The sequence below is a fragment of the Prosthecobacter sp. genome (assembly GCF_044373815.1).
GTDB lineage: Bacteria > Verrucomicrobiota > Verrucomicrobiia > Verrucomicrobiales > Verrucomicrobiaceae > Prosthecobacter.
The window spans coordinates 1-7,389 of record NZ_JBIPNG010000334.1 but is presented as its reverse complement, the minus strand read 5'-3'; the positions used below and the strand labels follow the sequence as shown (position 1 = coordinate 7,389).

Annotated in this window: 7 protein-coding genes and 1 pseudogene; 5 read left to right on the top strand and 3 right to left on the bottom strand. The window is 61.2% G+C overall.

Annotated features, from left to right (window positions below):
• Positions 1–237: pseudogene (locus ACIREA_RS22310) on the top strand (hypothetical protein); the annotation flags it as partial.
• On the opposite strand, the gene ACIREA_RS22305 reads toward ACIREA_RS22310, so the two are convergent.
• From ACIREA_RS22305 to ACIREA_RS22295, 3 genes are all read right to left on the bottom strand, one after another.
• Positions 238–2,553: a tetratricopeptide repeat protein gene (locus ACIREA_RS22305; protein ID WP_397384562.1), complete on the bottom strand. Its 2,316-nt coding sequence runs from the start codon at positions 2,551–2,553 to the stop codon at positions 238–240.
• A 51-nt stretch (positions 2,554–2,604) separates the two neighbouring features.
• Positions 2,605–4,086: an OmpA family protein gene (locus tag ACIREA_RS22300; RefSeq protein WP_397384561.1), complete on the bottom strand. Its 1,482-nt coding sequence runs from the start codon at positions 4,084–4,086 to the stop codon at positions 2,605–2,607.
• A gap of 86 nt (positions 4,087–4,172) precedes the next feature.
• On the bottom strand, positions 4,173–4,928 hold the full coding sequence (locus ACIREA_RS22295; protein WP_397384560.1) for a M23 family metallopeptidase: 756 nt from the start codon (positions 4,926–4,928) through the stop codon (positions 4,173–4,175).
• A 278-nt stretch (positions 4,929–5,206) separates the two neighbouring features.
• Between ACIREA_RS22295 and ACIREA_RS22290 the strand changes: the two genes are divergently transcribed.
• From ACIREA_RS22290 to ACIREA_RS22275, 4 genes are all read left to right on the top strand, one after another.
• Complete coding sequence (locus tag ACIREA_RS22290; RefSeq protein ID WP_397384559.1) at positions 5,207–6,010, top strand: undecaprenyl-diphosphate phosphatase; 804 nt, start codon at positions 5,207–5,209, stop codon at positions 6,008–6,010.
• 2 nt (positions 6,011–6,012) lie between these two features.
• Positions 6,013–6,588, top strand: a complete 576-nt coding sequence (locus tag ACIREA_RS22285) for a DUF2062 domain-containing protein (RefSeq protein ID WP_397384558.1) — start codon at positions 6,013–6,015, stop codon at positions 6,586–6,588.
• A gap of 102 nt (positions 6,589–6,690) precedes the next feature.
• Positions 6,691–7,176: a TPR end-of-group domain-containing protein gene (locus ACIREA_RS22280; protein ID WP_397384557.1), complete on the top strand. Its 486-nt coding sequence runs from the start codon at positions 6,691–6,693 to the stop codon at positions 7,174–7,176.
• Positions 7,173–7,389, top strand: a 217-nt coding sequence (locus ACIREA_RS22275) for a serine hydrolase (protein WP_397384556.1), incomplete at its 3' end; no start/stop codon positions are given. The genes ACIREA_RS22280 and ACIREA_RS22275, both read left to right, overlap by 4 nt.

Below are 7,389 nucleotides of genomic sequence, written 5' to 3'. Positions count from 1 at the left end.
GATGTGAGCGACACGCTGGCCCAGATCGAAAAGAAGGGGCTGGAGGTGCAGCAGGCGGCTGAAGCGGCTGCGGAGGAGGACGAAGATGATGAGGACGACATCGAGGAGTTCAGCGATGAAGACATCAACACCATTGCGGGCCTCGAACCCGGCAAGAGTGAGGATGAATATGACGACGGCTTCGGCGGCGATGACGACGACGAGGAAGGTGAAGAGTGGAAGAAGGCTGACGGCTGATCAGCGCCGCGTCAAAGCAGCGCGGAGTTCCAGGGCCTCAGCGTAGCCGGGTGAGATGCGCAAGGCGCGATCGAGTGCGGCGATGGCTTCGGGGATGCGGTTTTGGCGTGCGAGGATGGTGGCGCGGGCATAGGGGATGCCGGAATCGCGGGGATTGGCGAGTTCGCCGCGTTGTAATGCGCCGAGGGCTCCGGGGATGTCGCCCTGGCCGTTTTTGGCGAGGCCCAGATTGTACCAGGCGCGGGAGAGGCCGGGATCGAGACGGGTGGCTTCCTGCAGGGATTGAATCACGGCCGGGATGTCGCCGGTTTCGCTGAGAGCGAGGCCGAGTTCGTAATGATACTCGGCGTGATTGGGGGCGAGTTTGATGGCATCGCGGAGCTTGGCGATGGCGAGCTGGCTTTGGCCGGTGGTGCTGTACATCATGGCCAGGTCGTGATGGAAAGGAGGTGAGTTTGGATCCCAACGGATGGCGGTTTCCATGTGCTGGGTGGCGGCGGAGAGATTGCGCCGGGCAAACTCGAACTGGGCGAGCTGCATCTGGCCGCTGGGCTGGTCGGCGTTCCAGTTGAGCATGTGCTGCAGGTCCTGGCCGGCGGGGGAGTCGAGGTGCAGGCCCTCGCGCAGGGCCCATGCGGCGGAGACGCGCACGCTGCGCGCGGGGTCATTGAGCAGGGGCTCGATGGCCGAGCGGATCGAACCGCTTTGCAACATGGGTTCGAGCGTGCGGACGGCGCTTTCGCGCACAAGGGGATGGGCGTGCTGTAACTGGGCGGCGACGGCGGTTTGAACTGAGGGCTGGTCAATCCAGCGATCCAGCAGCAGCGTGGCGCTGGCTTTCCAGTGGGGTATTTCATCACTGCTGAGCAGATCGATGAGTCCGCTGCGGGCCTCTTCATTCCCCTGGCGAGCCTGGGCGATGAGCGTGGCGCGGGTGCGCGTTTTGCGGTCCATTTTGGGGCCCCACCATTTTTGGGTGGCTTCGAGCGCCCAGTCGGTGGTTTTGTCGGTGTGGCATTTGTTGCAGGCGTTGGGCACGTTGAAATGCTTGGTGAGCAGCGGATCGGGAATGGTGAAGCCGTGGTCGTGCCGCGAGTGGCGCTGCATGTAAACCGTCTGGGGCATGTGGCAGTTCACGCACTGATTGCCGGTGCTGGTGGTTTGATGGAAGCTGTGCGCCTCCGGCATGATGGGCGGTGCGTTGGGGAAGCCGCCGGGGGTGTGGCAGCGCATGCAGAGCTGGTTGCCGGGCAGGATGGTCTTCATGCTGTGCATGTCATGGCAGTCCATGCAGCGGACGCCGGCGTTGTGCATGCGGCTGCTGAGGAAGCTGCTGAACTCGTAGTCCTCTCCGCGAATCTGGCCGTCGGGGTAAAAGGTGTCGGTCTGATCGGTGATGGTGAGGCGGTAGTGGTCCCAGAAGGATTCGCCGGGGACGAAATCGCCGGTGACTTCACCGCGAAGGGCATGGCATCCGGCGCAGTTTTCGATGTGCTGGTCGCGGGTGAATTTGGTGAGCGTGGGATCGCCTTTGGCGCCGGGATGGGTGTGCTGCCAGGTGTTGTGCGGCTTCATGGGGCCGTGGCAGGATTCGCAGCTCACGGACATCTCTGCCATGGTGGTGCGGTAGGCATCGGTCTTGGCGTCGTAGTTTTTGCGCAGGCGGGTGTTGTGGCAGGAGGCGCACATCTGGTTCCACACCATGCCGCGACCGGTCCAGTGGCCCCATTCGCCGGGCTTGCGGTCTTCGTTGCCATAAACATTGAACCACTCGTTTTTCTTTGGATCGAGGCAGGCTTCCATGGCCTGAAGCCGGCCATGGCCACCGTCGACGAGGAACTGGCGCAACGGATCGTGGCCGATGACGCGCTCGACGCGATAGGGGGTGACTTTATTGTCGAAGCCGAGGGCGGTCAGTTCGTAGTCGCTGCCGTTTTTGCGTGCCTCTGTCGCCTGCGTGCCGTGCTGGAAGCTGCGGGTGGGGACGAAGGCCGGGTCGTCTAGCGTGGGATCGGGTTTGCGTTCCGCGAGGCCGTGGTGGGAACCCTGCCATTTGGCGAACTGATCGGCGTGGCATTCGCGGCAGCTTTGGGAGCCGGCGTATTGGGCGAAGGCCGTTTTTTCGTCCGGCATCGCGTAGGGTTCAGCCTTCGCGAGGGAGACTGCTACGGGAGCGGGAAGAGGGGTGTACTTTTTCTGCGGCCACAAGGCCCATGCGACCAAGCCCACCACGCCTGCGGCAATGCCACCGAGGAACATCCCGGCCTTCCACGATGATTCGGGTGGTGGCGGGGCGGGTGGGGACTTTTTCTTCATGCGTGCGCCAGATTAGGCGGACGCGACAACGGTGCAAGACGCGGCAAAGAATCAGAAATCGAGGTAGATCTCAGCGCGGCGGTTGTGGCTGCGGCCTTCGGGATCGTCGGTGCCGTCGGATTTTTTGTTGGGACTGAGCGGCTGGGCTTTGCCAAGGCCGGTGGTTTCCACCTGGTCGGCTGGGACGCCGAGGATGGCGAGCTGCTTTTTCACGGACTCCGCGCGTCCGCGTGAGAGACGGATGTTGTAGTCATCCTCGCCTTTTTCATCGGTGTGGCCGGCAATGCGCAGCTTCTTGGAAGGGTCCGCCTTCATGAGGGCGGAGATGACTTCGAGCTGCTTCAAGGCGCGTGGATGCAGTTCGGCGCGGTCGTATTCAAAGTAGAGGGCGAGGGATTCGCCGCCCTTGGGATTCTTCACGATGGGCGTGTAAGGCACGCCGAGCTTGGAGGCGCTTTTGGCGAAGGAGCCGAGGATGTCGGAGAGATTGAGTCCCACGATTTTCCATGGCTGGGCGGTGTCTGCGCGCTTGAGCTCCACACCAAATTCGGTGTTCTGCTGGAGCGACTCGGACTGCACCTGGGCAATGACCCAGGAGACTTCGGGGTTGGCGATGGTTACGATGAGCGGCTTGGCCGGATTCAAGGAATACTGGCCCTCTTCAAAGACGATGCAGAGGCCGAGAAGGCGCTCGACCGGGACTTTTTTGTCATCGACAAAAGCGCGAGCGGCGTTGAAGTCGTGCTTCAGGAGGTGGCGGACAAAATCGCTGGCGAAGGCCAGGGCGTCGGTGCCGTCCTCAACGGTGAAGAGCGGTTTCATGGAGGCGGCAGCGACAGGGGCTGGAGCCGGAGTGCCAGGCGTGGCTGGGGCTGGTGTAGCAGCTGGGGAAGAGGCCGGCATGGCGGCGATGGCGCTGCTCATGGCCTTGGGCAGGGTGGCTTTGGCGACCTTCCAGCCCATTTTTTCGTCACGCTCAAGATCCAGCTGAATGCGCACGGTTTCCTGTGAGCCAGCCATGACAAAGGGAAGGGTGATGCGGGTGCGGTTCTCGACAAGGCCGAGCAACTCCACCTGATCCTCCGCCGCAGGCTTGTAGCCCATGGAAGCGAGTTTTTCGAAGAGCTTGGCGGCGCTGTTTGACTGCTCCGCATCTGAGGCGGCTGCGAGCTTGCCTGCGGTGGCAAAATCTCCCGTGGTGAGGCTGCGCACCAGCTGCCGGCCCAGATCCAGCGGACGAGCGAAGGCAAATGCGGGGGGAGCGGGCTTCGGGGGCTCCGGAGGTTTCACCGTGGGTGGCTTGGCGGGGACTGCCGGTGCAGCCGACTTGGCGGTCTCAGCGGCTGATTTGGAGGTTGAATCGGTGGCACCTGGAGCTTCGGCAACGGCGTCCTTTTGGGACTGAATCTTCTTCTTGGTAAAGAGGAAGAAAATGGCGGTGCTGAGAGCGAGTGCGCCCACGACGATGAGAACAGGCACAAGACTGCCGCCGTAGACGGATCGGGGAGGGGAGGAGCGGGGCGGTATTTGCATGGCCGGGAGTAAGAGGTCCTATTATAGCAGCAAAGATGCCACCACGGGTAGCGATGAATCAAGGGCTATTATACCCCGTGGATTGCTCAACGTTTTTCGTCGGTGGCGTCCGTGGTCTGGCCGTTTCGCATTTTGGCTTTCAGGCGTGACCAGAAGTCATCCTCCTGTTTGGAGTCATCTTTGCCCGTGCCAGAGCCGCCTTTGAAGGCGGGAACATCCACACTGGCGGTGCTTGAGCCATCACTGTTGGTATCTGCCAGCGCCCGTCCGTAGGGGGCGAAATTGTTCACAGGCACGGAGTATTTCTGCATGCTCGAAGGCAGGACGCGGCGTGCGTTGATGAAGGCCGTCGGGCTGTAGTAGTTGGAGGAATCACGGGCAAACGAGGAGCGGTTCATGCCGATCTGCAGATTCTTGCGTACTTCCAGGTGCAAATGCACCGGGTACATGCCGTTGTTACCTCCCATGGTGCCGACGAGCTGGCCTTTTTCGACGAGGTCATGGAGCTTGACCTTGCGCTCATGCAGGTGGCCGTAGAGCGAGTCTACCATGGCGACTTTGCCATCAGCCTCGCGGAAAATGTGGCGTACCAAGATGCAGTTGCCCCAGCCGACGCCGATGTTTTGCGAAAAAATCACCACGCCACGGCCTATGGAATAAATCGGCGCCCCGAGATCGGTATCACCGCCGCCGCGGCCGTTCCAGTCTTCACCCAGGTGACCGTTGGGCCAGTAGCCGCGTGCTTTATAGAAGCCGTCGGCGTCCGGCTTGCCCACAGGAAAATCAAAGCCATCCGCCAGACGAACGCGAATCGTGGAGCCGGACTGAGCGACGGCAGGCACCGTCAGGACCAACGCAGCGCAAGCACACATCAGCGCGTGCCACCACGAAAAACGGGGGGCAGACAACGAGATGGGAGAATGGGAGGCACTGGCTGGCATGCCGAAGGGATTGAGATGGTAGTCGAAATCGTTGCAAAGGCCAGCCTGAAAACCATTGCGGTGGAAGAGAATGGCGGCTTGCTGCGAATTATCAGGTTCAATGTATTCAGTGAAGTTGCAAACTGCGCCGCCCGCCTGATGGTTCCAAGTCCTTTACCCAACCCCTCCCTATTCCCGCAATGCCCCCCTGGCTCGCGACCATTCTCCTCGGCATCATTGAAGGTGTCACCGAATTCCTGCCCATCTCCTCCACCGGGCACCTTCTCATCCCGCAAAATCTGCACTGGCTGCCGCAGAAAAGCGACTTGTTCAACGTGGTGATCCAAAGCGGGGCCGTGCTGGCGGTGCTGGCCGTATTCACCGGGCGGCTCAAACATCTGGCCTCGACCCTTGGAGACGCCAGCACACGGGATTATCTGGCGAAGCTGTTTGTGGCTTTCTTCATTACTGCCGTGGGTGGTTTGATCATCAAGAAGTTCGGCATCAAACTGCCGGAGACGATTCCCCCCGTGGCGTGGGCGACGTTGATCGGCGGATTCATCATCCTGGTTTTAGAGTTTTTGCACAAGGACAAGACGGGCACGGCGGACATCACCTGGACGGTCGTGGTGGCCGTGGCGCTGGCGCAGCTGCTGGCGGCGGTGTTTCCCGGGACCTCGCGTTCGGGGGCCAGCATCCTGATGGCGCTGGCTTTTGGCGTGTCACGTCCTGCCGCCACGGAGTTTTCCTTCCTGCTGGGCATTCCCACGCTGATGGCGGCCGGGGCATTCAAAATCCTCTCTGCGATCAAGGACGGTGAGGCAGGGAATGAGGACTGGGGCATGGTTGTCCTTGGCACGGTGGTTTCCGCTGTCTCTGCCTTCGTCGTGGTGAAGTGGCTCATTCGTTTTGTTCAGGGGCATACGTTCAACGGTTTTGCCTGGTATCGAATCGCGCTTGGCAGTGCGCTGCTGATCTGGGTCTATAATGGGGGAGGAAACTGAGCATGCTCGCGCTCGCCCGTGGCTGGTTTCGCCGTTCGGTGTTCAAAACCATCCGCTTTCTCAAACATCCCCGCAAACTGAGGCAAAGCCCAACCCGGCGTTGGTTTGCACGGCACTTTCTCGACAAGCGCGTGTGGAAGCCCACGCAGCACACGCTTTCCGGAGGCATGGCCGTGGGGATGTTCATCACCCTGCAACTGCTGCCGATCCAAACTCCGGCGGCCATCATTCTGTCCGCCATTTTCCGGGTGAACATCCCCATCGCCATCGCCCTGTGCTGGGTGAGCAATCCGGTCACCGTGCCGTTCATGGCGTGGCTGGAATACGCCATCGGCAAATGGGTGCTGGCCCTCTACACCACGGTGCCCACCTCGCCGTTTCCCAAGCATCTGCCCGAGTCCATGGTTGAGGCCTGGATCGTGCTCAAGGAGCATGCACCGGTCATGTTGGTCGGCGGGATCATTCTCGGGTCGGTGGTGTCTCTCGTCAGCTACATCGCCACCTGGAGCTGCTGGGAAATTGGATCGCGCATGGAGGTGGCAAAGAAATTGCGGGACGTGAAAGCGGCCGCTGTTTGAAGCATCCATGGGCGAATGAACCTCTTTTTGCGTGTCGTCAGGCACGAAAAACCTTGTTCCCGCGCATGCTTTGCGTTCTGATCAGGCCATTCATACTCAAAAATGACCGAAGCTGAACGCAGGATCATCGCCGCCCAGGGATACGTGGAGCTGGGTCTCTTTGACGAGGCTCGGGTGGAATTGTCCCCACTGCCGGCGGAAATGCACAACCGGGTGGATGTGATCGAGATCACACTGCTCTGCCTCATGGGCGGACACCGGTGGGACGAGGCACTGACGCTGGCCACCAGGCTTTGTTCCCAGGAACCGATGGAGCCCGGCGGCTTCATTCATGCGGCTTTCTGCCTGCATGAACTCGGGCGCACCGCCGAGGCGGTGGATGTGCTTTCGCGCGGTCCCGCCACCCTGCGAGCCAAGCCGGTCTATTATTACAACATGGGCTGCTACAACGCCTGCCTCGGTCATCTGGACAAATCTCTCTCCTATCTGAAGCGGGCTTTTGAGATGGACGGTGAACTGCGCCAGCATGCCAGAAGAGACCGCGATCTCGACTGTTTGCGGGCGCAACTGGAGTCCCACCACGCATGAGTTTTCCCGGCAGTTCCGCAAGTCTTGCGGCAGTACGTGCCTGGTTCGAAGAGAGCTTCCGCACGCGCTGGGAGATGGGGGCTTCGGTCTCCATCTGGCAGCATGGGCAGGAGGTGCTGAACCTCGCCCATGGGCATTGTGACCGGGCACGCACCCGGGAGTGGGACCGCGACACGCTCGTCCCAGTGTGGTCTGCCACCAAAGGCCCGGCCG

What these genes read in the sequence shown, in the direction of transcription:
- ACIREA_RS22305 (WP_397384562.1), bottom strand. Translation starts at nt 2,553, where the DNA reads ATGAAGAAAAAGTCCCCACCCGCCCCGCCACCACCCGAATCATCGTGG.
- ACIREA_RS22300 (WP_397384561.1), bottom strand. Translation starts at nt 4,086, where the DNA reads ATGCAAATACCGCCCCGCTCCTCCCCTCCCCGATCCGTCTACGGCGGC.
- ACIREA_RS22290 (WP_397384559.1), top strand. Translation starts at nt 5,207, where the DNA reads ATGCCCCCCTGGCTCGCGACCATTCTCCTCGGCATCATTGAAGGTGTC.
- ACIREA_RS22285 (WP_397384558.1), top strand. Translation starts at nt 6,013, where the DNA reads ATGCTCGCGCTCGCCCGTGGCTGGTTTCGCCGTTCGGTGTTCAAAACC.
- ACIREA_RS22280 (WP_397384557.1), top strand. Translation starts at nt 6,691, where the DNA reads ATGACCGAAGCTGAACGCAGGATCATCGCCGCCCAGGGATACGTGGAG.